This window comes from Parabacteroides sp. merdae-related_45_40 (genome assembly GCF_001915675.1).
Genome location: NZ_MNQY01000041.1, coordinates 1 through 25,891, shown reverse-complemented (window position 1 = coordinate 25,891; position 25,891 = coordinate 1). Strand labels below are relative to the sequence as shown.

The following is a 25,891-nucleotide window of genomic DNA, read 5'->3' as shown; positions in this document are numbered from 1 at the left end:
GTTCGGAAATGAATCGACTGTTCGATAACGGACAGTACTTTTTTATGGAGATGTCATGGAATCAATGAGATACGTTTCTGGCACGTAATTTGCTTTTAGGTGTTAACGTCTAGCGATAGCAAGTGCTTAACGATAGTAAGAGTTGAATGATAACAAGAGTCAAACAATAACAATTAAAATATTACAGTCATGATCAAACTAACGAATTTACAGAAGATTTACCGTACGAAAGAGATAGAGACAGTCGCGTTGGAAAACGTGAACCTAGAGGTACAGCAAGGCGAGTTTCTCAGCATCATGGGACCCTCCGGATGCGGGAAATCCACCTTGTTGAATATCATGGGCCTGCTGGACTTGCCTACCTCCGGCACGGTCGAGATCAACGGCGTGAACACGGTAGGCATGAGCGACAAGGAGTTGGCCGCTTTCCGTAACAAGCAGTTGGGTTTCGTCTTCCAGAGCTTCCACTTGATCAATTCCCTGAACGTGCTGGACAACGTGGAGCTTCCCTTGCTCTATCGCAAGGTCTCTTCCTCGGAGCGCTGCAAGCTGGCCGAGGCCGTGCTAGAGAAGGTCGGCCTGAGCCACCGTATGCGCCATTTTCCGACGCAGCTTTCCGGCGGTCAATGCCAGCGTGTGGCCATCGCCCGTGCGATCGTAGGTAACCCCGACATCATCCTCGCCGATGAGCCGACCGGTAACTTGGACTCCAAGATGGGTATCGAGGTCATGGACCTGCTCCACCAACTCAACAAGGAGGACGGCCGCACCATCGTAATGGTAACCCACAACGAGGCGCAAGCCAAGCAAACCAGCCGCACCGTGCGCTTCTTCGACGGAAGGCAGGTGCAGTGAGGGTGTCGCATAGGGGGGATCTCCATGTGTGAGGCACCACGGGTGACACCTTGCCTCATACGTTTGAGGTACGATACGTCAAACCTATGAGGTATGACACCTCAAAGCTATGAGGTACGATACCTCAAACGTATGAGGCAAGGTATCACCCGTGGTGTCTCGATACCTCACATCACGGTGAAGGTAAGCGTACCATACCGAGGCTCTTTATAAAGGTGATAAGTCGGGGTGAACTGGGTGCAGACGATGGCTTCCCACTCGCCTGCCCCGAAAGCGAAGCCGGGGACGAAGCAGAGCCGCTGCCCGCTGTTGACGAGCATATCGGCGGCGGGGTAGAAATGCTCATCGCCGGTCTCGACGGAGCGTAGCGTAAGGCCTACCTCGGGAGAGTCGCCCGCCAGCTTCAGCCTATCGCCATAGATGGAGATAAAGGGATGCTCGCCCGCGGGGAGTTGGTTGTAAGGCTCGTCGCTGTCGGACGTACGGGGCTGGATGCGGAGGCTGACGTAGGTGGGGCGGGGCATTGAGTTGTAGGCTAGCTGGTAGGTCTCGTTCACGGCCCGGAGGTTGCCCACCCGCTGCTTCAGTTGCGGCGCGGGGCGCAGGCGTGGGGCGAGCGTATGGCGGTCGGGGTCGAACTTCTCGTACAGGGTCTCGAAAGGCCCGTTCACGGTCAGTTCCGTCCGCCCGAAGCCGAAGTCCACGTTGTAGCCCTCCTCGATGGCGTCGTAGATCTCCCGCTTGAGGAGGTTGAAGGTGGTGATGAGCGTCTCCTTGCGATACTCGCTCCGTTTGTCTACGACACGGGCGGCGATGTCATCGATGCTGAGCGTACGTTGCCATACGACGTTCCCCTTATAGCTCGCGTTACCGGGCAGGTGGCTCTTGCTGATGCGGATGCTCAGCTTGCGAAACGGCTTGGGCAGCTCCGACTTAGGTATTTCTTTATCCATGATCTCGTGGTTTAATGAATGATTGAGTGGCAAAGATAAGAAAGATAACATGAATAGTATTTGGAAATACATGCCAAGCGTATAATAATTACGGAAAGCAGGCGGCAGATACCCATAAGACGAACTAACAAATAATGAACGATGTACAAGGTATACCTTAAACAAGCTTGGGCCTTGATGGGGCAGAATCGCTTCTTCACCGCCGTTTATATCATCGGTACGGGCTTGGCGATCTCGATGGTGATGGCCATAGCGGTGGTCTACCATATCCGGACGGCGAATATCGCCCCGGAGGTGAGCAGGGACCGGATGGGCTACGTATCGAACGTATCGTATGAGTTCAACGGGGGCAAAGGCTCGTTGAACAGCGGTTGCGGGCCCCGGTTCGTGAAGGAGGTCCTCTACGGCCTCGAGACACCCGAGAAAGTGGCGGTCACCACCAACGCCGCCATCATGCCTTATGAGGTGGGGGACATCTTCATCCAAGCGCCGGGTAGCGACGAGTCGCCGAAAGTACAATTGATGGGATGCGACGACGCGTTCTGGCAAGTCTACCGTTTCAGCTTCTTGGACGGGAAGCCGTTCGCCAGTGCCGAGTTCCTTTCCGGGATGCCCCGCGTGGTGCTCGACCGTTCCTTGGCACGCCGCCTGCTCGGGCGTACCGAGGTAGCCGGTCAGACCGTCTTGATCAACGATATAGAATATACGGTAAGCGGCGTGGTGGAGGATATATCCGCCGTCGCTTCCGACGTTTACGCCGAGGCGTGGGTACCCTACACCTCGATGGCGAGTATCATGGATACCGCCTTGGAGGAGCGGGAAGGCTCGGTGGGACTGCTGCTCGCCAACTGCCTGCTGCGTGACGCCTCGGACCTTCCGGCCCTCTCCGCCGAGTTGGAGAAGGGAGTAAGACGCTACAACAGCGGCTTGCGGGAGGGACAGGTGAGAGTGGAGCCGCCCTGCTCGTTCGGCGACCAGTTATTGTCGCGGTTGTTCGGGCCGGAGACGTATATCGTCTTGGGCGTCGCCCTCTTCCTCTTCCTGCTAGTCCCGGCGCTGAACCTCTCGGGCCTGAACGCCTCGAGGATGCAAGACCGGGTGTCTGAGCTAGGCGTACGCAAGGCCTTCGGGGCGTCGCGGAAGACGTTGATGGGGCAGGTCTTCTGGGAGAATATGCTGCTGATGTTGCCCGGGGGCATGGCGGGACTGCTGTTCTCGTACGTGCTGGTGTTCGTATTCCGGGGCATCCTTCTTTCCCCCGGTTTGTATCGCATGGGCTCCGGGGCGGGTAATGATATCTTCCTCTCGCCGGGGATGCTGCTGAATATGGAGGTGTTCGCCTACGCGTTCGCTGTCTGCGTGGCGCTGAACCTGCTCTCTTCGATGATACCCGCTTGGCGTACCGTGCGGGTGAGTATAACGGATGCGTTGAACGATAAATAGGATACGGCTATGGTAATACATCTATTAAAGTTGATAAGGTCCCGTTTGGGAGGAAGCTGCTGGATACTGGTGGAACTGCTGGTCGTATTCGTGATCCTGTGGTTCATGATGTACTACTTCGTGGCGCAAGGGATGCTGACGCGGATGCCGGTGGGCTTCAAGCTGGATCGCGTGTACAACGTGACGCTCGCCATACGGCCGTCCGACAGTCCCTCGTTCATCGCCTACGAGGAGGGAAGCGAGGAGCCGGCGCGGAACATCGAGCGTATCGTGGAGCGTATCGAGCGGCATCCTGACGTGGAGGTGGTAGGGCTCTCGTATTATTCGCTGCCTTATACCGACTCGAACATCGGCAGCAGAGTCTTGAAAGACTCGATCAACCAGCGGGTGCGGGCAATGATCGTCTCGCCGGGGTATTTCCGGGTGTTCGGCATTCGCTCCGCTACGGGAGAAAGCCCGGAGAGACTGGGGCAGACCCTGTCGGGGCTTCGGGAGGGGAGGGAGATGATCCTCTCCGCCGATCTGGCGAGCAAGCTATACGGCCATACCGACGTGATCGGGGCCGAGATCTATAATTACAACGATACCGTGCCCTGTCACGTGATAGCGGTTACGGAGCCGGTGCGAAACTCCGAGTACGATTCCCGGAATCAGCATAGTGTCTTCTCTCCACTGGACTTGCGGGGGATGTCTGGCAAGGGCCAGTTGGACGAGAAGGGACTCACGCGGGTACAGATCACGTTCCGCATCCGTCCGGAGGTTTCTACCTCCAACTACGCCGCCAAGTTCCGGAAGGAAATGAGTAGATCCTTGATGGTGGGTAATTACTGGGTATCGGAAGTGAGGGACTACAAAGGGATACGGGCCTTTTACCTCGAGAACTCGGAGCGGACGAGCGCCCATCGGCTGGTATCGGCCATGGGATTGTTCTTCTTGGTGAACGTGTTTCTGGCGGTGATCGGTACGTTCTGGTTTCACGTGAGCCGTCGCCGTTCGGAGTTGGGGCTACGTATGGCGATGGGCTCCACCCGCAAGGGTATAGAGGGGCTGATGATCGGCGAGGGCTTGTTGCTGCTGGCGATCGCTTCCGTGCCGGGCTTGCTGATCTGCCTGAATCTGGCGGTGGCCGATATCGTGCCCTGCGGCGTGATCCGCTTCACGGCCATTAGCCTGCTGACAGGGGGTGTCTTGGCGCTCGTCGTCTTCTTGGCTATCTGGTACCCGGCCCGTAAGGCGGCCCGGCAGGAACCGGCTGACGCGTTACGGTATGACGGATAATAGAAAACAGGTAATACCCGGTTGTAGAGACGAGGCATGCCCCGTCTCCCACCGACTGATAGAATATTTAAATCGAATGAATATGTACAAGATCTACTTAAAACAAGCATGGGCCTTGATCCGGCAAGAACGGCTGTTCAGCTCGGTCTATATCGTGGGGACGGGGTTGGCGATCTCGCTGGTGATGGTGCTGTCCATCGTGTTTTACGTGAAAATGGCTTCTATTTATCCGGAGATGGACCGGGACCGGTTGCTGACCGTGAAGAGTGCCGCGCTGAAGGATGAGAAAGGGGGAATGAGCAGTGGTCCGGTTTCACCTCGATTCGTGGAAGAGTGCCTCGTGGGTGTACCCGGTTTGGAGGCGTTGGCGTTACGTTATGATGATGCCACTTCCGCTTTCGTGCAGCCGGTGGGCAGTCCCGTGCAGGTGCCGGTCGTGAAGATGGGGGTGAACGATGGGTTCTGGAAGGTCTTCTCCTTCCGTTTCTTGGAGGGCAAGCCTTTCACCGAGGCCGATTTCCGGTCGGGGATGCCCGTGGCGGTAATCGCCCGCTCGCTGGCCAAGCGGCTTTATGGAGACGGTAGCGCCGTGGGGCAGACCTTGAGCCTCGACTTTACCTCATTTCGTGTGGTGGGCGTGGTGGACGACGTATCTTTCCTGATGGATCGGGTTTTCTCGCAGGTCTGGTACCCGTACACCCAAGCGCCCGACTTCGAGGAGCGGGTCCGATACTCGGAGGCGCATATGCCCGGGCTGGGGCTCTTGAGGGTCTATATGCTCGTGAAGGACAAGGCGGACATCGGCCGGGTGCGGGAGGCGGTGGCGGATAACGTGCGCCGCTTCAACCAATCGTTGAACGTGGATGGCAAACGTGAGTTCTCCCTTCTTGGGCAGCCGGATCGCCATTGGGAGAGTATCTTCCGGTATTGGTCGAACGTGGAGCCGGATATCGTGGGAGACTTGAGCCGTTATGGGGTGATTTTCCTGCTCCTGCTGCTCGTCCCCGCCGTCAGCCTCTCGGGCATGGCCGATTCCCGCATGGAACGGCGTCTGGGCGAGCTGGGCGTGCGGCGTGCTTTCGGGGCGCCCAAGGGATCGTTGATCGGACAGGTCTTGATAGAGAACTTCCTGTATACGCTGCTGGGCGGCTTGGTGGGACTGCTGTTCTCCTTCCTGCTGGTGACGTTCGCCAGTTCGTGGGTCTTCAAGATCGGCAAGGGGTTTTCGGAGGCCGCCCCGGATGGCGTGGACGTATCGCTTTCCATGGGGATGCTGTTAAACCCGTGGGTCTTCTTGATCGCTTTGTGCGTATGTTTCCTGTTAAACCTGATGTCGGCGTTGTGGCCCGCTTGGCGTGCGTCAAGGCGACCTATCGTTGATTCGTTGAACGCTTAAATGGAGGGAAGAAAGATATGTGGAAAATGACTTGGATACAATTGATGAACCGCTGGCGTAGCAACGTGTGGGTGTGCGTGGAGTTGCTGCTCGCCTTTTGTCTGGCGTGGTACATGGTGGATTACTTCTTCGTGGAGATCTATAACCGTAGTCTCCCCTCCGGACGTGACTATGCGAATGTCTGGCAGGTAGAAATGGGCCTCTTGCCGGAAACCTCCCCCGACTATCGAGCCGCCGAGAGTGACTCGATCGCCATGCTGGAAAATTATGAGCGGATAAAAGACCGCCTGCGCGATTATCCGGGGGTGAAGGCGATGGGCGCGGCCTCGGGCTGTTACTCCATGCCTTATACGGGCTGTTATTACGGTATCGGTTTGGCGAACGCGGCCGATACGAGCAAGCGGGAAGCGGTCATGAGGTATGAGATGGATCCTACCACGGATTTCCTGTCGGTCTTCAACCATTCGTACGCCAAAGACGGCCGTCCGGTATCTACATCCGATTTTGATTGGGGAGACCCCCGCGCTATAGTAACCACCCGGATGGTGGAGCGAAAGGTATTTGGAGAGGCATCCGCCGTTGGGCGTGAGGTGAAAGACCCTTTCGACGAGGAGGGCCCGACTTATATCGTAAAGGGCGTATTAGAGGATATCAAGCGTTTTGACAATAGCCTACCCCAAGGTGCCGCATTCTTCGCGATCCGTCCCTCGGTGGAGGAGATCCCCGAGATGAATTATTTCATACGGATCGATCCTGCCGTGGCTGGTCCTCGTTTCGCCGATACGTTCCGGGAGAAGATGAACCGTGAGCTTCGGGTGGGGAACTTCTACCTGAAACGCCTGACTTCCTATGACCGGATCAAGGCCGATACCGATTATTCCTTTGGCGTTACCTACGATTACCGGGTCCGTATGGCGTTGATGGCCTTCTTGGGACTGAATATCCTGCTTTGCGTGATGGGTACGTTCTGGTACCGGGTGCGGATGCGCCGAGGAGAGATCGGGTTGCGCATGGCGATCGGTTCGCCCCGCGAAGAGATACGTAGCCAGATGGCTCGTGAGGGCATATGCCTGTTACTCATGGCTACCCCGCTCGCCTTGTTGATAGAGGCTCAATTCGTGATGGTCGGCTTCTTGGACATCCCCAAAGGGACCTTGCCGGAGCATTACTGGCCGGCGATCCTGCCGCTCCGTTTCTTGCTGGTGAATATCCTGACATGGATACTGCTGGCTGTCGTCATCCTGCTCGCCGTCTGGCTCCCCGCCAGCAAGGCCGCCGAGATGGAGCCGGCCGAGGCGCTGCGGTATGACGGATAACATATAATGCCCCGTCTCCCACCGACTGAATCGTATAATTAAATCAAATGAATATGTACAAGATCTATCTAAAACAAGCCTGGGCCTTATTGAAAGAGAACAAGCTCCTTTCCGGAGTCTCTATCTTCGGTACGGCCTTGGCGATTTGCATGATCATGGTGATCGTGATCGTATGGCAGATGCGTACCGCCAATTACGCTCCGGAAGACTATCGGGACCAGATGATGTACGTCAGTGATACCCGTGCCTCCTACAAAGAGAACGAATCTTATAACGATTGCTACCTTCTCGCTTCCCGGGTAGTGAAAGATTGTTTCTATCCCTTGCGCTCTGCCGAGAAGGTCGGCATGGCCTATCATGGCGTGCAACGCTTGGCGGCAGTGGCGGATCATACGGTGGAGTTCAAGTGCGACGTGACCTTTACGGACGCGGCGTTTTGGAATATCTTCAACTTTCGCTTCCTCTCCGGTAAGCCTTATGGCGAGGAAGAAGTACAAAGTGGCATCATGGATGCTGTGGTAAGCGAGTCCGTGGCACGCCGGTTGTATGGCACGACCGAGGTTGTAGGCCGTACCGTCGAGATCAGCTACGTGCCCTATACCATCCGTGCCGTCGTGCGGGATGTCTCCCTGCTAGCCGAGTCTGCCTATGGCGATGTCTGGTTGCCTTATACCACCGACAATTCCCTGTATGATAATGGTTCCGACCGTCTCGTCGGGGGCTTCTGTTGTTATATCCTCGCAAGTTCGTCCGCCGACTTTGATGCGATCCACTCCGAGGCCGAGGCGAATATCGCTCGCCTTAACGAATCACAAAGCACGCACCTGCTGAAAATTGGAGGAGGACCCGATACCCATTTGGGCGATTTGGCTCGCGAGGACGCTTTCTCTGAGCCGAATGTACGGGAACTGGTCATGAAATATGTTATCATCGTTCTTGTCCTTTTGCTGATCCCTGCCATCAACATGAGCGGTATCACGCAAAGCCAGATGCGTAAACGTATGGCGGAGATCGGGGTGAGGAAGGCGTTCGGGGCGACACGCTCGGAATTACTGACGCAGGTACTCTACGAGAATCTGTTGCAGACCTTGCTGGGAGGTGTGTTAGGTCTGTTTTTCTCATACGCCTCCGTACTGCTCTTGTCCGATTGGTTGCTGGATACGGGCACGGCATCGATGGGTATCGGTCGCACCTTCGTCAATGCGGAGATGATGTTCAATCCATTGATCTTCCTTTATGCGTTCCTTGCTTGTCTTGCGTTGAACCTGCTGAGCGCCGGCATCCCGGCTTGGCGAGCCTCAAGGATGCGTATCATCTCGGCTCTCAACGAGAATGTTCATTAATCTCCCGCGTTGGATGATAGCTATACTAAAATAATAGAAAGATATGATACGACATTTATTACAATTGATCTGGAACCAGCGCAAGCAAAACGCTTGGTTGTGGGCTGAGTTATTGCTGGTCTCGGTCTTCCTTTGGTTCCTTGTGGACTACCTGTATGTGATGGGGCGCACGTATACGGCTCCTCTGGGCTTCGATATCCGGCATACGTACAGCATCGTGATCAGCAGCCTCTCGGAAAGAAGCCCGGATTATATCCCGAAGGAGAAGCGGGAGCGGCCGGATGGTGTTCATCTGCTGACGGCGTTGGATCGCATCCGCACCTATCCCGGCGTGGAATCGGCCTGCCTTACGGATGGGGGGATGCCTTATTATATGGGAAGCCGTAACCTCGTTTGGCGGATTGATACGTTGCAGGTGCCCTGCCGCTATGCTTTCGTCACCCCGGAGTTCTTCGACGTGTTCCGTATCTATGATAAGGACGGCAAGACGGCTTCCTTGAAACGGGCCATCGAGGATAACAACTCCATCGTAATCTCCGCCGACGTGGAGACGATGAATCCCGGCCTTTCCCTACTCGGGCAAAAGGCGTACCGGGGGAATGTGACCGACGAGATCGAGGAGACGATCCGTGGTATCAGCGTCCCCATCCGCCGTCATGAGTACACCAAGGCGGAACCCAACGTCTATAGGGCCCTGCGGCTAAGCCGGATGGAGGAAGGATACTATGAGGGGATGATAGATGCCGTGCGACTCTGCGTACGTGTCCGTCCGGATGTCGATAATGCTGATTTCCCCGCACGCTTCCGCAAGGATATGGCCGAACAGCTTCGGCTAGGCAACCTCTATCTGCTAGACGTACAGCCCTTGTCATATATTCGCGACGGTTATATCCGTTCGATCGGCGTAGAGAACGAGGTGAAAACCCGTGTGGCGGTAGCCTGCTTCCTATTGGCGAATATATTCCTCGGCATCATCGGTACCTTCTGGTTCCGTACGGAATATCGCAAAGGCGAGATGGGGCTTAGGATGGCCTTAGGCTCTACCCGCCGTCAGTTGAACTCGATCATGGTGGGAGAGGGTGTCCTATTGCTGGTCTTGGCGTTTATCCCGTCCTTAGTCATCAGCTTCAACATCGCCCATATGGATTTGATAGATACCTATCAGCTTCCGTTCACGTGGCTGCGCTTCGCGATTTGTGGAGGGATTACGTTTGTCTTGATCGTCCTCATGATCATCTGTGGCGTATGGTATCCCGCCCGCTCGACAGCTCGCTTGGAGCCAGCGGAGGCGTTGCATTATGAATAAGAGTTAACTTACATATTTCACACATACACACAATTGAAAGCCCGGTCTTGTAGTGATACATGGCCGGGCTGTTTTCGTGCTTGGCAAAAATTCGCGAGTTAAAACGTCATTGACGCATATACCCCATAATGCCCGTCTCCCGCTACCGGGCTGATAGACAGGTTATGTTTCTTTGCGAACGGGCGGGTAAAGATATAGGCGCTACCGGCGCCGATAACGGCTCCCGCCGCCACGTCCCACCAATCATGCTTCTTCCCATAGACCCGGCTCCAACCCACGTAGGTAGATACCGCATAAGCCGGAATACCCCATTTCCATCCATAACGCCTTTGGATAAAAGCGGCTCCCGCGAAGGATACGGAGGTATGCATGGATGGGAACGAATGATTATCGCTGAAGTCGGGCCGCTCTTTCTTCACTAGGTATTTCAGCGCATAGGTTACGCCCAATGTCGTAACCCCGGTGAATACGCCTTGTTTCAGCCCTTGCCAATCTTGGGTTGCCAATACTGTCGCCAAACTCGCCACCGGAGTGATAAACACCAATACGTCTCCCGAGGTCCGTATGGCTTTCCGGCTACCGGTCACCTTCAATTCTTGTCCGTTAACGGACAGGCACAGCATGAGCATTGTAATTGCGAAAAGGATATGTCTCATAGATTTAAAATATAGTTGCTATTTTAGGTATAAAAATGATAAACCCGACGATCGCTGCCGCTATCGCCATCAATAATACAGCTCCCGCCGCCAAGTCTTTCGTTCGCTTGATAGCCTCATTATACTCAGGGGAGACCAAATCTGCTAGGGCCTCGATGGATGAATTGACCGCCTCGGCAGCTAATACCGCTCCGATCACGATCGTTACTGCGATCCATTCCATGCGGGAAAGTCCGAATACCACCCCGGCTATAAGTACACAAACTGCCGCGAAACAATGGATCCAAGCGTTATGCTCCTTCGTGATCAATAGCTTGATTCCGTTGAAAGCGAATTTAAAGCTTCTGGCTCTCTTTCGAAATGTGAAACCGTCATTCTTCATTTTTATAGCATCTCTTATTGAGGAGGGCAAATATAGGTATTTTTTGCCTTTATCGCATATCCTGACGAACAAACAGGATATTCACCTTTCATATTCCGCAATTCGTCAAGATTACTTGTTGGTTTTTATCTGGAACGATAACTTCGTTGATTAAAAAAGTGCCCGTGATACGAGCATAGATCAAAGTAAAAGAATAAATTTATGGCTTGAAATCAGATATGAAGATAAAATATAACTTTCTAAGTCCGTTGCTAATGGCGATATTGGCGATCTGTTGCCTGTGGATTGTTACGGATGTCGCTTATGGTGTTCGCATGTGGGAACTGGGAGTGGATGCGTGGATCGGGCGTATCAAGGCCCTTACTATTATATTGATCGGCGTTAGCTTATCTTATTTGTTTTTTAATTACTTGGCTAATACTTTTTTAGATAGGAATAAAGAGCGGAGGTCCCGCCCGGTGTTCCGGGAATATCTATGGGTGGTCTTGTTTAATTTAGTCGTGCTCAATATCGGCTTATATATCGTGATCTATTCTATAAATGGAACGACCTATCGGTGGGGAGAGGCGTTAATGATCAATGCGGTAGCTGTGCCGATCTTTCTCCTATACTATTTCTTGATCCGTAATAATATATTAGCCAAACGCTATTCGGAGAAAATCGTCCAATTGGAGAAAATGAAAGTAGATCAATTGGAAACGCAATTGAAGCTGCTGAAGATGCAATACCATCCCCATTTCCTGTTTAATGCCTTGAATACGATCTATTTCTTGATTGATGAGGAAAATGAGGAAGCGATTGAGGCTGTAGAGTTACTTTCGGACTTACTCCGTTATCAATTATATGATATAAATACGAAAGTGACGATCGAAGAGGAGATTGATTATTTGCGAACATATATTCAATTCCAGCGACTTCGTATGACGAAACGCTTACAGTTCGAGGAGTCCTTTGACCCGGAATTGACCGGACAAAAAATACATCCGTTGCTTTTCCTTCCATTATTGGAGAATGCGTTTAAATATGTGGGCGAAGCGTATTGGATACAAGTATCTATGCGGAAAGAGAGGTCAAAGGTCTGCTTTGGAGTAAGCAATACTTTCAATCCGGACTCCTTGGAACAAAGAAAGGGGAAAGGCATTGGGATCGACAATCTGAGAAAACGATTGGAGCTATTGTACCCGGATAAACATGAGCTACGTATAAAAAAAGACAATACCCGTTTTAGGGTTGAGTTATGTATTGATTTATCAGAATAATATGGAAATAAAGTGTATCATAACGGATGATGAGCCAATCGCCAGAAAAGGACTTCGGCGACACATCGGTAAAATTGATTTTCTGACCATCGTCGGAGAATGTGAGGACGCTATACAACTCAATAATATGCTGAATTCGGTTCAAGCGGATTTGCTTTTTCTGGATATAGAGATGCCGGATATGTCTGGACTGGACTTTTTGGAGAGTGCTCAGAACGCTCCTAAGGTAATTATCACCTCGGCATACGAGCGGTATGCGTTGAGAGGATATGAGTTTGACGTGGTGGACTATTTATTGAAACCAATCTCTTTTTCCCGTTTCCTGAAATCGGTCAATAAAGCACATGCGTTGATGGAATCTACATCGAAAAGCGAGGAGCCTGTTTATATCTTTGTCAAGACGGAGAAGCAACTTAAAAGGCTTTATTTAAAGGAGATTCAATTTATAGAGGGCATGGAGAACTATATTGTTATCCATACCCTCACTTCCAAAGAGATCGTTCATCTCCGGTTGAAGAGTATATTGGAAACGTTGCCGGCACAAATTTTTATGCAAGTGCACCGCTCTTTCATCGTGAATCTTTCTTATGTACAAGCGATAGAAGGAAATCTATTAATCATTGGGGAGCATAAAATTCCGGTGTCGCGTCCTTTACGGGAAGAGGTATATAAATCGATCGTCAATAATCAACTCATTCAAAGATAAGTATCCAAAAACGAACACACTGTTCATTATCGAACACTTTAAATATTCCTATTTGTCGGATTATCAATAGTATATGTTTTTGGCATGCCTTTTGCCTTAGGCAGGATAAAAAAACTTATACTAAGATGAGAAGGATCTATATAGCGATGTGTTGTCTGTGGGCGGGGATTTCGGGAGTATGTGCCCAAGACAATACGAATAAAGTTCGAATAACCCTGCGGCAAGCGATCCAGATCGCACAGCTTCAATCCGTAGACGCTGCCGTGGCGCTCAATGAGTTGCGAACGGCCTATTGGGAATTCCGTACGCATCGGGCGGATCAGTTGCCGGAAGTGATATTTACGGGGACTCTGCCTTCATATAGCAAGCAATACTCGAAGTACCAGCAATCGGATGGTTCTTATACCTATGTGCAAAACAATGCCTTAGGCTTAAATGGAGAGATCTCTATCGCCCAGAACATAGCCTTGACCGGAGGTAAGATCGCCTTGAATACCTCTTTGGATTTTACCCGTCAGCTAGGTAGTGGCGCTTACAACGAGTTTATGAGCGTACCTGTTAGTTTGACATTGACGCAACCGATCTTCGGCGTGAATGACCAAAAATGGAAACGTCGTATCGAGCCTGTTCGTTACCAAGAGGCTAAGGCCGCTTATATGGAGAACGTGGAGAATGTAACGATCGCTACCATCACGAATTACTTCAACTTACTGTTGGCGGAAGATAATCTGGATATCTGTAATCAGAACTTGCTGAACGCCAATAAACTCTATGACATAGCGGTAGCGAAGCGTAAGATCGGGCATATCTCGGAGAGCGAGTTGATGCGTTTGAAACAGTCGGCCTTGCAAGCGAAAGGTAAGCTAACCGAGGCTCAATCCAATTATAACGCGATGATGTTCAAGCTCCGTTCCTTTTTAGGGATGAGCGAGCAAGACGTGATCGAGCCTGTTCTTCCCGAGGCGATAGAAGGGGTCCGTATGGATTATCAGGCGGTATTGGAGAAGGCTCAAGAAAATAACTCGTTCTCAAAGAATATCATGCGCCGCCAGTTGGAAGCGGATTATGATGTGGCGACCGCCAAGGGAAACCGTCGAAGTATTAACCTGTTTGCCTCCGTGGGTTATACCGGTAAGGATATGTCCATGCGAGGAGCTTACAATCCATTGAAAGATAACCAGATCGTAGAGGTCGGGCTTTCGATTCCTATCTTGGACTGGGGAAAACGGAAGGGAAAGGTAAAAGTAGCCGAATCGAATCGGGATGTCGTACTTTCCAAGATTCGTCAGGAGCAAATGGATTTTAATCAAGATATCTTCCTCTTGGTGGAGAATTTCAACAATCAGGCCGCTCAATTGGAGATAGCCGCCGAGGTGGACACGTTGGCGGAAAAGCGCTACAAGACCTCGATCGAGACTTTCATGATCGGAAAGATCGATATCCTAGACCTGAATGACGCCCAGAGCTCGAAGGATGACGCGAAGCAAAAGCATATCCAAGAACTGTATTATTATTGGCGCTATTTTTATAACATCCGTAGTATAACATTGTATGATTTCTTGAATAATCGTACATTAGATGCCGATTTCGAGGAAATCGTGAAACGATAAATTGATTATATGATACTGATAATAGATGATGACGCGGCTGTTCGTTCCTCGCTTACATTCCTGCTAAAACGTGCGGGTTTCCGGCCGGAGGCGGTTCCGGGGCCGAAGGAGGCCTTGGAGGTGGTCCGTGCCACGGCGCCGGAGCTGATCTTGATGGATATGAACTTCACGCTGACTACCACGGGCGAGGAGGGGATTCAATTATTGAGACAGGTGAAGATCTTTCGTCCCGATGTACCTGTGATCTTGATGACCGCTTGGGGATCGATCTCTTTGGCCGTGCAGGGAATGCAAGCCGGAGCCTTCGATTTTATCACGAAGCCTTGGAATAACTTGGTATTATTAAAATCGATCCGGACTGCCTTGGAATTGAGCGAGCAGAAGAAAGAGACAAACGCTCCCTTGAACCGTTCGGATGCCGACCATAAATTTCATTTTGATAAGATCGTGGGGCAAAGTGCCGCTTTGATGGATATATTGGGGACGGTCTCGCGTATCGCCCCGACAAATGCCTCTGTTTTGATTACCGGCGAGAGCGGTACGGGTAAAGAGCTGATAGCGGAAGCGATCCATGCGAATAGTCCCCGGTCGAAAGAGGCTTTCGTGAAGGTAAACTTAGGCGGACTATCCCAAAGTCTTTTTGAAAGCGAGATGTTCGGACATAAGAAGGGGGCTTTTACGGATGCGTACATGGATCGGGTAGGACGTTTCGAGATGGCGAACAAAGGTACGATCTTCTTGGATGAGATCGGCGATTTGGAACTGTCTTGCCAAGTAAAGCTACTTCGGGTATTGCAAGACCAGACCTTTGAGGTCTTGGGGGATAGCCGCCCCCGGAAGGTGGATATACGGGTCGTAAGCGCTACGAACCGGGATTTACGATCGATGGTGGCGGACCGTACGTTCCGTGAGGATCTTTTTTACCGGATCAATTTGATCACGGTGCATTTACCCGCCTTGCGTGAGCGAAGGGAGGATATCCCATTGCTGGCCCGATATTTCGCAGATAAGCAATCGGAGGTCAATGGGTTACCGAGGGTGGAGTTCTCATCGGATGCCCAGACCTATTTAAGCCGTCTTCCTTTTCTCGGTAATATCCGTGAGTTGAAGAACTTGGTGGAGCGGACGATCCTTGTGTCGGGTAAGACGCTTTTGGATGCCGCTGATTTCGAGGTTCATTGCATGAATACATCCGGCTCTAAATCAACGATTCCGTCTTCTTTGGAGGGCTTGACCTTGGATGAGTTGGAGAAGCAAACCATCTTACGCTCCTTGGAAGCGCATGGAGGTAATTTATCGCATGTCGCTACGGCGCTGGGAATCAGTCGTGCCGCCTTGTACCGGAGATTAGAGAAATACGGAATCCCGGTCGATAAATAAGAAGAGGCAAGGATGAGGCTGAAAGGACTATTCTGGATATTGACGACGCTGCTGTTGACTATATTGGCGGTGGTGACTTATTATGTCTTTTATACGTCTTCTATCCGGATGTTTTTTGCGGTAGAAGCCTTGGTCTTGCTTACGATCATCTATTTATTTGTCTTTTATCGCCGTATCATAAAGCCCTTGCATATCATCGGTAACGGTATGGAGTTGTTGAAAGAGCAAGACTTTAGTTCCCGCTTGGGAAAGGTCGGGCAAACGGAGGCAGACCGGGTGGTCGATGTGTTTAATAAGATGATGGAGCAGTTGAAGAATGAGCGTTTGCACCTCCGGGAGCAAAACCATTTCTTGGACTTGCTGGTCAACGCCTCTCCGATGGGAGTGATCATCTTGAACTTGGATGAGGAGATTCTATCCATGAACCCGGCCGCATGTAAATTGTTTGGCGCGCAAAGCTCGGAGGATATGGTGGGAAAACGTTTTCTTCAACTAGATTCTCCCTTGGCGGAAGAATTGGTACGGGTTCCGATGTATCAAGCGCAAACCGTCCGGTTGAACGACGCTAATATTTATAAATGTACGCATTCTTCATTCGTGGACCGGGGCTTTCACCACCAGTTTTATTTGATAGAGACGTTGACCCAAGAGGTGTTCAAGGCCGAGAAGAAAGCGTATGAGAAAGTGATACGTATGATCTCTCATGAGGTGAATAATACGACCGCGGGTATCACCTCTACCTTGGATACGTTGGAGTCTACTTTCAGCGGGATGGAAGATATGGAGGATGTCTGCGAGGTTTTGCGGGTCTCCATAGAACGCTGCTATAGCATGAGCCATTTCATCACCAATTTCGCAGATGTGGTGCGTATACCCGAACCCCAAAGTCGTCCGCAAGAATTGAACCAAGTGGTGTCCGCTTGTAAACGCTTTATGGAGACGGTTTGCCAGAACCGGAATATCGAGATTGTTATGGATCTGAGCGAGGAATCTCCAGTCGTGAATTTGGATAATTCATTATTCGAGCAAGTCTTGGTCAATATTATCAAGAATGCCGCCGAATCCATCGAGCGGGATGGAAAGATTTATATCCGGACGACTGTGCGTCCCACCTGCTTGGAGATAGCCGATACGGGCAAGGGCATCGACAAGGAAACGGAAACTAAACTATTCAGTCCGTTCTTCTCTACGAAACCGAACGGACAAGGTATCGGCTTGATCTTTATCCGTGAGGTACTGTTAAAACATGATTGCCGATTCTCTCTCCGCTCTTACGCGGATGGATTGACAAGGTTTAAGATTTGGTTTAGTTGAAATAATCCCTTTATGGTTTGAGGTTTTTCCCTTGTAGGCTAAGGCTGTATCCTTACAGGTGTTAGCCTTTTTGTCTGCTTGTATTCATCATGCAACAGCCGTTGCATGATCATCTACCAACTGTTGCACGATCTTCTACCAGCCGTTGCATGATCGTCCAACAGTTGATAGATGATGGATGTCTCTAGAGGAAAAGTCTAAAGATAGGGATGGAAAGGACTAAAGGATACGGAGGTTTTGGGCAAGCTGTACTGGATTTTATACTATCTTTGGGCCGTATAACAAAGCAATAGAAATCTAATCTTGAATATCATGAAGAAAGTAGTATCTGTATTATTTATCCTTGCGATTATCGTATTTTCTGTATTAATGGTAAGCTATTCGAGTGATCAAAAGCCGGAGAAAGTTCTTCGCCATGTTGTTATGTTCGGTTTTAAGCCGGATGTGTCTGAGGCGCAGGTGAAAGAGGTTGAGGATGCCTTTTGTAAGTTGCCTTCTCAAATCGACTTGATCAAAGGATATGAGTGGGGAACGGATTGTAGTCCGGAGGGATTGCAACAGGGCTTGACTCATTGCTTTTTCTTGACTTTTCATTCGGATGCGGATCGGGACGCCTATTTGGTACATCCGGCGCATAAAGCATTTGGCAAGGTGTTAGGAGGGAAGGCATCGGCGGTTACGGTGTTGGATTATTGGACGAAATAAAAAGAATGGGCGGGATGAATCAATGAGTCACCCCGCCCGTTTTTATATTCCTTAGTTACTTTATATTATAACCATTGATTCATGAACTGATCCATCTCTTCCGCATGGGCTTCCAGACTTTGAAGTAGCTTGAATTGAGCTTTTGTGCGGATTAAGTTATGTTTCGGGCTATGGATCTTGTAATAGGTATCGCCGTTGATATAATCGGTTAAGAAACGAACGGTCTGCATATAAGTCAATAAGCGTCCACCGTAAGGTAGCAATTTGATCTCGGTAGGAGTTAAGAACGCCTTGGCCTTTTCCATGTATCCACGGGTATAGGCTTTGAATATCTCCATGTTAACGTTTACGTTATCCAGATTCTCATCGTCCTCGGCACCCGTATTGGCTCCGGTACGGATAAAGTCGCCGATATCGGAAAGGACGAAACCCGGCATCACGGTGTCCAAGTCGATCACGCAAAGCACCTTGTCGTTATCAGCGTCAAACATCATATTGTTAACTTTTGTATCGCAATGGTTCGTGCGTTTCTTCAATTGGCCCTCACGGTACAGGCGTTCTTGGATGCACATCGCTTCGGCACGTTTCTCGATCTCCTCTACCAAATCTTTCACCTCTTCCAACCGGCCTGCCGGATTAGCGGCTACAGCCTCATGGAATTGTCGCAAGCGGAACTCCATATTATGGAAATCCGGGATGGTCTCGCCCAGCGTACCCTCGGGTATATCGGACAACATGGTCTGGAAATCACCGAACGCTTTGCCAGCCTCATAAGAAAGCTCAGGAGTTACTTCCTCATAGCTTTTGCTGCGAGGGATGAATAGGCATACCCGCCAATAACTATCTCCATCGAAATAATATTTTTTCCCGTCTTTAGTCGGCAAGAAGGTTAATACCTTACGGTCGATATCCGTTTCACCTTTTTCCTCCAGCTTCTTGCGGATATGAGTGGTAACCACATGGATGTTATTTTGCAGCATATCCACATTGGTGAAGATTAAATGGTTGATACGCTGTAGCACGTATTTGATCTCCCCTTTCTCGTTGGTCACTTTCAATGTATCATTAATGTGTCCGTTTCCGAATGGTTCAGCGGAAACTACTTTCTCGTCCAACTGGAACTGATCCAAGATGTTTAGTAATTGTTCTTTCGTTTTTGCCATGATATTTCATTATGTTAACTCCCGCGAAGATACAAAAAAAGGCCACGATACAAATCGTGACCTTTTTTTATTTCTTAAAGAAAGAAATCTTATTTCTTGTTACGGTTACCATAACGGCTCATGAACTTATCAACACGTCCGGCTGTATCGACCAACTTAGACTTACCAGTGTAGAACGGGTGAGAAGTGTTAGAGATCTCGACCTTTACCAACGGATAAGTTACGCCGTCGATCTCGATCGTCTCTTTAGCGTTAATAGTAGAACGAGTGATGAATACATCATCGTTTGACATGTCCTTAAATACTACAGGACGATAATTTTCAGGATGAATACCTTTTTTCATTGCTTTATTATCTATTTTAATTTATACTCTGTATATATTTGGTAACCGGTATTTTGGCTTGCAAAGGTAAGGGTTTGCCACAAACAAACAAAGAAAATCGTATTATTTTTTTCAAGAGCGTTGATTTTGTGTTATTTTATATGCTTTGAAGCATCATTTGTCGTGAATCTTGATTATCTTTGTGCAAGTTTTTAATCATTAACGTAATAACATAATAACAACTATGGTAAATTACAAAGATTTGGGCTTGGTGAACACAAAAGAAATGTTCGCTAAGGCTATCAAGGGCGGATATGCTATTCCTGCTTTCAACTTCAATAACATGGAACAGATGCAGGCTATCATCAAGGCTGCTGTAGAGACAAAATCTCCGGTTATTTTGCAAGTTTCAAAGGGCGCTCGCCAGTACGCAAACGCTACTTTGCTTCGTTACATGGCACAGGGTGCTGTTGAATATGCTAAGGAATTAGGTTGCCCGAATCCTCAGATCGTTCTTCACTTAGACCATGGTGATACGTTTGAGACTTGCAAGAGCTGTATCGACTCTGGCTTCTCATCTGTAATGATCGACGGTTCTCACCTTCCTTATGAAGAGAACATCGCTTTGACTAAGAAAGTTGTTGAGTACGCTCATCAATTCGATGTAACTGTAGAAGGCGAGCTTGGTGTATTGGCAGGTGTTGAGGATGAGGTTTCTTCAGACCACCACACTTATACCAATCCTGAGGAAGTTATCGACTTCGCTACTCGTACGGGCTGCGATTCTTTGGCTATCTCAATCGGTACTTCTCACGGTGCTTATAAGTTCACTCCGGAGCAATGTACGATCGACCCTGTTACAGGTAAGATGGTTCCTCCTCCATTGGCATTCGATGTTTTGGACGCTGTTATGGAGAAACTTCCGGGATTCCCTATCGTTCTTCACGGTTCTTCTTCTGTTCCTCAGGAAGAGGTTGAGACTATCAACAAATTCGGTGGCGCTTTGAAGGCTGCTATCGGTATTCCTGAAGAGTGGTTGCGTAAGGCTGCTAAATCTTCTGTATGTAAGATCAATATCGACTCAGACTCTCGTTTGGCGATGACTGCCGCTATCCGCAAGACTTTCGCTGAGAAACCGGCTGAATTCGATCCTCGTAAATATCTGGGCCCGGCTCGTGATAACATGGAGAAACTTTACAAACACAAGATCATCAACGTTCTTGGTTCTAACGACAAGTTATAATCGGAACATAAAGTTTCTTTCTATATAAAAGAAGGCCATCTTGGAAACGGGATGGCCTTTTTGCGTTAAGGGGGGGAGTCATCATAGTATAAAAACTGTTTCATCACCACAAATATTGCGTATTTTCATGCGTAAGGGTTTGCTTTTGCACTGAATACAAGCATCCCAGTATTCAGTGGTTTTCACTCCGTTTTTAATGACATATCCTTGTTTGTCTATTTTGATTTCACTTTCGCTATGCCAAGGAGCGGCTTTTTCTACGGTTGTGCAATCCAAGCTGACCCATTCTACGGTTTCTAATCCTTCGTCGCTGATAAGGATAGGTACGTATGCTTTATCTTTCCCTTTTGTCTTTTGTTGCAATACTTGCAATTGGTTCTTCTGGTTTATTTCATCAATCTTTCGATGTACACGGTCGCTTTGGAATTGTTTGATTTCTACTTTCCAGCCACCAAACAAATCACTGCTTTCTTCAGACAACTCCCACTCGGCATGGTCTTCGGCTATTACGTTGTCAAGCACTTGCTTCAAGTCGCGAAGTTCTATTTCTATTAAAGGATTTCCTTGTTCTTTGATAAATTGTTCTATCTCTTCGCAGTTGTCAATGTCAATATAATAAACGATGATGCGCTTTGTGTTGTCGGGCAAGTCCGGCATGGCTTCACGGATAATACGATTCATAAGAGGCTTATCTAGTATACGGGTACTGCTGTCCATCAGGTTGGGAAGATAGACAGGAGTCATTCCGTATTTGGTGTCGATGATGCTGCCTTCCCAAAACTTGTCCAACGCATCTTCGTTTCTCAAACCGGGTATAAGGGTTTTCAGTCGTTCCATGGTCTGTACCGGATTACGATAAAGTGAAACGCCGTCTTTTATTTCTATTACATCAAATTCAGCTTTGGCTGCCAACAATCGGTCGCGGGTGGTTTGAATGCTATTGATGTTGATGTCGGTATGGATAAATTTACGCCCCAATCTGTTAGCAACGGCTGCGGTTACACCGCTACCGCCAAAGAAATCGGCAACAACCATTCCTTCATTGCTGCTGGCTTTGATGATGCGTTCAAGAAGGGCTTCGGGCTTTTGGGTGGCGTAATTAACACGTTCGTCAGCTTGGGAGTTTACTGCACTTAGGTCTGTCCAAATATCATCAAGAGCTATGCCTGGTGCTTCATCCAAGTAAATCTTTAAGCGCATACCGCCGCTTTCTGTATAATAGATTTTGTTTTCTGCCTTTAACCTGTTGATTGTATCAATTGTTGTTGCTGTTCCTAAGAAGGCATCCTTAAAACGACGTTCTTTCCCATCAACAATTTCTACGTGTGAAAAGCGTTGAGTAATATATTCTTCAGTATATGGAAGATAGATGGTGTTATATAGAAAATCAGAACTATATCCATATACTAAAATGTTGTCGTGGTTCTTTCCCATTGCGTTTTTACCCTTAAACCCACTCGATGTCTGGCGCTTCCACGTAATATCGTTAATGAAATTATCTTCACCAAATATCTCATCCATTAATATTTTTACATAGTGTACGATATGCCAATCTAAATGCACATAAATGCTCGCCGTATCGCTCATTACCGATTTGATAGCCATCAAGTTCTCATACATCCAGTTCAGATAACTTTCCTTGTTCCAAATGTCACCATACATCTTTTCCTCAAAAGAACGTAACTCTTCTATATCCAATTCGCTTTCAGCTTGACTAATCGCTTCTGCAACCTTGGGGTTACGCCGGAGGTATACCTTCTTTGCATAATCCGCGCCGCTGGCAAATGGTGGATCGATATATACTAAGTCCACCGTGAGACCTTTGTCTTTTAGGTATGCGCATGCCGACAAGCATTCGCCGCGGAGGATAAGGTTACCGCTTTCATTGTTTCCTACACGTTCTTGCAATTCGGTTTCATACAATGGCATACCTCGTTCGATGCGTTCTGTTGTACGGTCATTATCACGATAACGTAGAACTCGTTTGGTGCGTATGAAATTGTCAAGTATTGCTTGACCTTCCAAAGTATTTGGGAAATAGGGGATGTATTTGATAGCCATATATATTCTTATTTAAATATTGAAAAATTCTTTGATTGCTTCCATCGTTTGTTTTTCTCTTTCGGTTTTGCTTCTTGTATCTTCAAGATACAAGAAGCGGAAACGTTCGTAGCCAAACCGCTCGTTGTTTTTGCGAATGAACTCGGTCTCCATAAACAGCTTGCGGTCTATAAATTTGGCGGCAAAGCCTTCGCCTTTAGTCTCGATAATGATGATGCGGTGGATGCTACCATCGTCTTTTCGGCTTAGTAATAAAAAGTCGGGTACATACTTGCCGATGTATCTCCATTCTTTGCCGATTTGTTTATAACAGTCTATTTTGAACTCGGTCAGCGTATCGTCACCATTGAAATAGATTTCCAACGGCGATTTTTGTTCCATTAGAATGGGGATAATGGAATCTTTGAAATACTCTTTCTCTAAACCACTGTCGAAACGGTAAGGCAGATAATGGTAAGTTTGCTTGCGTTCGGGATGTGGGTCGGTGGGTTCGGGAACGGTGTATCCCATCTTTTTCATCTTTTCTATGAGAGCCAGTTCTTCCGGTGACAGGATCTTCTTTTGTGCGTTCGTATCCCAATCGACAATCGTTTTAACATCTTCTTGAGAAGGGAAGAAAGGTTTGTCGTTTGCCACAAGGAGTGGTGAAACAAGCCTTTCTATTTGGAGCAGGCTTGCTTCGTAAGGCACTATTTCTTCTTTGACCGAGAAATCACGTTTGGATATAAAGGCTTTACGGATGAGCGAACGGATATTTCCTTGGTCGTAACGGTTGTCATACCGGATGTTACCTGTTTTGTCCTTCAATGTTATATGCTGGAAGATGTTTTCCAGCATAGCCTCGTAGGCTTTTAAATTTTCAAATTCCAACGTCCGGAAACTCTCTTTAGAGATAGTATATAGCCATTGGTGGAAAGTGATATATTCACCCTCTTCTTTTTCGGCTAAATAATGCCCCAATGTCTCTCCCGACAGGTTTTGCCTATGGATTAACGTGGCCTCAGACTTGGTGAAGATGTTTTTATCGTTTAGCTTTTCAGCCGTGTGGGGATGTTTCTCTGTGATTAAAGTTTGGTAGGATACCTTTAACTGATAGAAATCAATAGGCGGAACCTTCTGTTTTTCCATTCTGGAGAAACGTTCTATCAGTATGGAGCCTTTGTATTTACCCTGATTTAATTCTTGCAAAGAAATATTCTGTTGCTGTTTCAATTGCTTGTTCAGTGTGTCGGCATTGAACTTGTTCAACCATATCAACGCAGATTCATTGGCATTCTTTACAACTTGGCGTAGGCATCGGCAACTGGTTTGCAGGACCATATTTGTGGGACACACTCCCTTTTGTGGCAAAATAACCCCGGTCAGGCTTTTGCAATCCCAACCCTCTTTGCCGATTTGTACCAAGAGGACAATGCGAATGTTTGAGAAAGGCATATCGAGCGATGCGAATTCTGTTTCAGCTCCTTCCGGTTGGGGATAAGTTTTGTTTCCACCATGATACTTTAGAATTGTTCTGGTAGGATTTAAACCGTACTCGGACAACAAGCGGGTGACAAGTGGATAGACCATCTCTTCCAATGTTTCTATTTGTCCGCAATAGATAGCCAATTTTGCGCATGTGCCATTGGTATAAACCGTGTCTTTGTATTTGTCTAAAAATTCCTTTACGCCGTTATTTATAATCGTCTCCGTATCGTTGTCGGCATATTTCACTTCGGGTACTTTCAGAAAATTGCCTACACCTTGAATTAATGGATAATAATAAACCACGTTTGATAAGTCGGTATTCTTTATCATGAAAGAATCTGTCAATGTTATCTTTTCCGCTTTGTCCAGATAAGGGGTACCAGAGAACCCCAATACTCCACAAAATGAATGCCGCTTGGTCCATTCTTCTACCACTTGCCTCAATTTTATTTCTCCATCGGCAGCATGGTGTACTTCATCTATAAATACAGATAGGTGAGGAATCTTCCCGATCATATCCCGCAGTTCGTTAGCGATTCTTATTTTGGCCAGTTCCTCTTTATCGAACAGATTCCCTGTTGCATTCTCTCCCATACGGTCTAAAATCACTTTTTCCGCATTGGTGATGGCTACCAGCCCCATCAAATCTTCTAAAGGTTGGTGATTGTTTATCTTTTGGGCATTTGGATTCCTGACCAGATTACTTTTCTTTGCCGACTTTTGTTCATCGAGAATCTCAAATTTAATCATCCTTTTCAGGTTGGAAGCAGTCGGTTCGGGGATAATCCAGGTAGGGTCGAACTCCTGAATATGTTTCAAACTTGGAATGATGGATGACTTCAAACCGGAGGGAGCTAATACCATAAAGTTATGTGCAAACGCAGGGTTGCCCGGTTCGTTTTGGGCAAAATACAAATCCAAATAAATGAAAGCAGCCATCAGATAGGTTTTCCCAGCACCCATTGGCAGGCTGAAAAGATAATCTGTATAGTTTACGCCATAAAATATCTTTTTGAAAACAGCTTCGCAATCAATGCCGGCATCATGCTTCTTAACAATTTTCTCCAATTCGGGTGTAATCTGATTCCCGTTCTTGTCTTTCAATAGCGAGTATTCCAATAATGCAGCGGCAGCCTTGTTGGAATTAAGATAGCTACGCTCGTCAATCGTTAAAGGCAGGGCGTTTAAATCCAAACTATTGAAGAAGCCTTCACTGAACAATTGCCAAAGTGGTTTGTTCCTACAAGCTATTTTGAGAAACAAATATATTTTGATAGCCTCAATTTGTGCGTCACGCATTTTATTCTGCGTATATATATATTGTATTAGTTCATGGATGGGGTACTCCGAAGAATGAATCCATTCATCACACTTCTTCTTTATTAGTCTATAAAACATAGTTTACTTATTGCTATCTATTAATTCTATCGGATTCACTAGAAGAATCTCAGCTGTCTCAAACAGTCTTTCAAATTAGGTCGCTGTCTGTTGCAGGCATACATGTCATCTATTTGTATGCAAAGATAAAAATCTTATGCTATATAAGGAGAGAAGGAGAGGAAAAAATCCCCTTCTTAACCAGAATAGTGTTTTAGATATCTAAATCTTTTTTAATATATACTTACTTGGCCATAGAAGATATACTTACTTTACCCAAAAAGATATACTACAAGTGCCAAGTAAGTATAACTTTGACTATGCCTAAATTTACTTCACAGATTTTACTGTTATT

General features: G+C 48.1%; 21 protein-coding genes. 14 read left to right on the top strand and 7 right to left on the bottom strand.

The genetic code is table 11. The features are described from left to right. Positions 1-189 precede the first annotated feature (189 nt). A complete protein-coding gene (locus BHV83_RS04185; RefSeq protein ID WP_286756456.1) occupies positions 190-855 on the top strand; it encodes an ABC transporter ATP-binding protein in 666 nt (221 codons plus the stop codon). A gap of 167 nt (positions 856-1,022) precedes the next feature. Here BHV83_RS04185 and BHV83_RS04180 read toward each other — a convergent pair whose 3' ends face one another. Beyond that, positions 1,023-1,808 (bottom strand): DNA-binding domain-containing protein, encoded by a 786-nt coding sequence (locus tag BHV83_RS04180; protein WP_146334089.1) that lies wholly within the window; start codon positions 1,806-1,808, stop codon positions 1,023-1,025. A gap of 141 nt (positions 1,809-1,949) precedes the next feature. On the opposite strand from BHV83_RS04180, the gene BHV83_RS04175 reads away from it, so the two are divergent. From BHV83_RS04175 to BHV83_RS04150, 6 genes are all read left to right on the top strand, one after another. Further along, complete coding sequence (locus BHV83_RS04175) at positions 1,950-3,251, top strand: ABC transporter permease (RefSeq protein WP_146334090.1); 1,302 nt, start codon at positions 1,950-1,952, stop codon at positions 3,249-3,251. A 9-nt stretch (positions 3,252-3,260) separates the two neighbouring features. Further along, on the top strand, positions 3,261-4,529 hold the full coding sequence (locus BHV83_RS04170; RefSeq protein ID WP_146334091.1) for an ABC transporter permease: 1,269 nt from the start codon (positions 3,261-3,263) through the stop codon (positions 4,527-4,529). Between the two features lie 76 nt (positions 4,530-4,605). Beyond that, on the top strand, positions 4,606-5,925 hold the full coding sequence (locus BHV83_RS04165; RefSeq protein WP_195320283.1) for an ABC transporter permease: 1,320 nt from the start codon (positions 4,606-4,608) through the stop codon (positions 5,923-5,925). 17 nt (positions 5,926-5,942) lie between these two features. Continuing rightward, entirely contained in the window at positions 5,943-7,241 is a 1,299-nt protein-coding gene (locus BHV83_RS04160) for an ABC transporter permease (RefSeq protein WP_122144336.1), read from the top strand. 53 nt (positions 7,242-7,294) lie between these two features. Beyond that, a complete protein-coding gene (locus BHV83_RS04155) occupies positions 7,295-8,584 on the top strand; it encodes an ABC transporter permease (RefSeq protein WP_286756454.1) in 1,290 nt (429 codons plus the stop codon). Between the two features lie 43 nt (positions 8,585-8,627). After that, positions 8,628-9,890: an ABC transporter permease gene (locus BHV83_RS04150; protein WP_022192049.1), complete on the top strand. Its 1,263-nt coding sequence runs from the start codon at positions 8,628-8,630 to the stop codon at positions 9,888-9,890. Between the two features lie 98 nt (positions 9,891-9,988). Here BHV83_RS04150 and BHV83_RS04145 read toward each other — a convergent pair whose 3' ends face one another. Both BHV83_RS04145 and BHV83_RS04140 read right to left on the bottom strand, forming a co-directional pair. After that, complete coding sequence (locus tag BHV83_RS04145; protein ID WP_008773430.1) at positions 9,989-10,546, bottom strand: phosphatase PAP2 family protein; 558 nt, start codon at positions 10,544-10,546, stop codon at positions 9,989-9,991. Between the two features lie 4 nt (positions 10,547-10,550). Beyond that, positions 10,551-10,928, bottom strand: a complete 378-nt coding sequence (locus tag BHV83_RS04140) for a diacylglycerol kinase family protein (protein ID WP_005854690.1) — start codon at positions 10,926-10,928, stop codon at positions 10,551-10,553. 218 nt (positions 10,929-11,146) lie between these two features. On the opposite strand from BHV83_RS04140, the gene BHV83_RS04135 reads away from it, so the two are divergent. The 6 genes from BHV83_RS04135 (at position 11,147) to BHV83_RS04110 (ending at position 17,902) form a co-directional block, all read left to right on the top strand. Further along, a complete protein-coding gene (locus BHV83_RS04135) occupies positions 11,147-12,187 on the top strand; it encodes a sensor histidine kinase (RefSeq protein ID WP_122144335.1) in 1,041 nt (346 codons plus the stop codon). Between the two features lies 1 nt (position 12,188). Beyond that, positions 12,189-12,893 carry a LytR/AlgR family response regulator transcription factor gene (locus BHV83_RS04130; protein ID WP_057326949.1) on the top strand — a complete coding sequence of 235 codons (705 nt, stop codon included), beginning with the start codon at positions 12,189-12,191 and terminating at the stop codon, positions 12,891-12,893. A gap of 125 nt (positions 12,894-13,018) precedes the next feature. Further along, positions 13,019-14,503: a TolC family protein gene (locus tag BHV83_RS04125; protein ID WP_005854697.1), complete on the top strand. Its 1,485-nt coding sequence runs from the start codon at positions 13,019-13,021 to the stop codon at positions 14,501-14,503. 9 nt (positions 14,504-14,512) lie between these two features. Beyond that, on the top strand, positions 14,513-15,883 hold the full coding sequence (locus tag BHV83_RS04120; RefSeq protein WP_286756444.1) for a sigma-54-dependent transcriptional regulator: 1,371 nt from the start codon (positions 14,513-14,515) through the stop codon (positions 15,881-15,883). A 12-nt stretch (positions 15,884-15,895) separates the two neighbouring features. After that, on the top strand, positions 15,896-17,197 hold the full coding sequence (locus BHV83_RS04115) for a sensor histidine kinase (RefSeq protein ID WP_005864800.1): 1,302 nt from the start codon (positions 15,896-15,898) through the stop codon (positions 17,195-17,197). A 312-nt stretch (positions 17,198-17,509) separates the two neighbouring features. After that, the gene (locus tag BHV83_RS04110) at positions 17,510-17,902 is read left to right on the top strand and encodes a Dabb family protein (protein WP_005854703.1); all 393 of its coding nucleotides are present in this window, start codon (positions 17,510-17,512) and stop codon (positions 17,900-17,902) included. Between the two features lie 65 nt (positions 17,903-17,967). On the opposite strand, the gene BHV83_RS04105 is transcribed toward BHV83_RS04110, so the two are convergent. Together BHV83_RS04105 and BHV83_RS04100 are read right to left on the bottom strand one after the other, a co-directional pair. Continuing rightward, positions 17,968-19,065 carry a phosphotransferase enzyme family protein gene (locus BHV83_RS04105; RefSeq protein ID WP_217772623.1) on the bottom strand — a complete coding sequence of 366 codons (1,098 nt, stop codon included), beginning with the start codon at positions 19,063-19,065 and terminating at the stop codon, positions 17,968-17,970. An 89-nt stretch (positions 19,066-19,154) separates the two neighbouring features. Next, a complete protein-coding gene (locus BHV83_RS04100) occupies positions 19,155-19,409 on the bottom strand; it encodes a type B 50S ribosomal protein L31 (RefSeq protein WP_005854707.1) in 255 nt (84 codons plus the stop codon). Positions 19,410-19,632: 223 nt separating this feature from the next. Here BHV83_RS04100 and BHV83_RS04095 point away from each other — a divergent pair, with 223 nt between their 5' ends. Next, a complete protein-coding gene (locus tag BHV83_RS04095) occupies positions 19,633-20,631 on the top strand; it encodes a class II fructose-bisphosphate aldolase (protein WP_005854709.1) in 999 nt (332 codons plus the stop codon). Between the two features lie 81 nt (positions 20,632-20,712). On the opposite strand, the gene BHV83_RS04090 is transcribed toward BHV83_RS04095, so the two are convergent. Both BHV83_RS04090 and BHV83_RS04085 read right to left on the bottom strand, forming a co-directional pair. Beyond that, entirely contained in the window at positions 20,713-22,692 is a 1,980-nt protein-coding gene (locus BHV83_RS04090; protein WP_259011330.1) for a DNA methyltransferase, read from the bottom strand. Between the two features lie 12 nt (positions 22,693-22,704). Continuing rightward, positions 22,705-25,458, bottom strand: coding sequence for a DEAD/DEAH box helicase family protein (locus BHV83_RS04085; protein WP_286756418.1), 2,754 nt, complete (start codon positions 25,456-25,458; stop codon positions 22,705-22,707). Between the last annotated feature and the right edge of the window lie 433 nt (positions 25,459-25,891).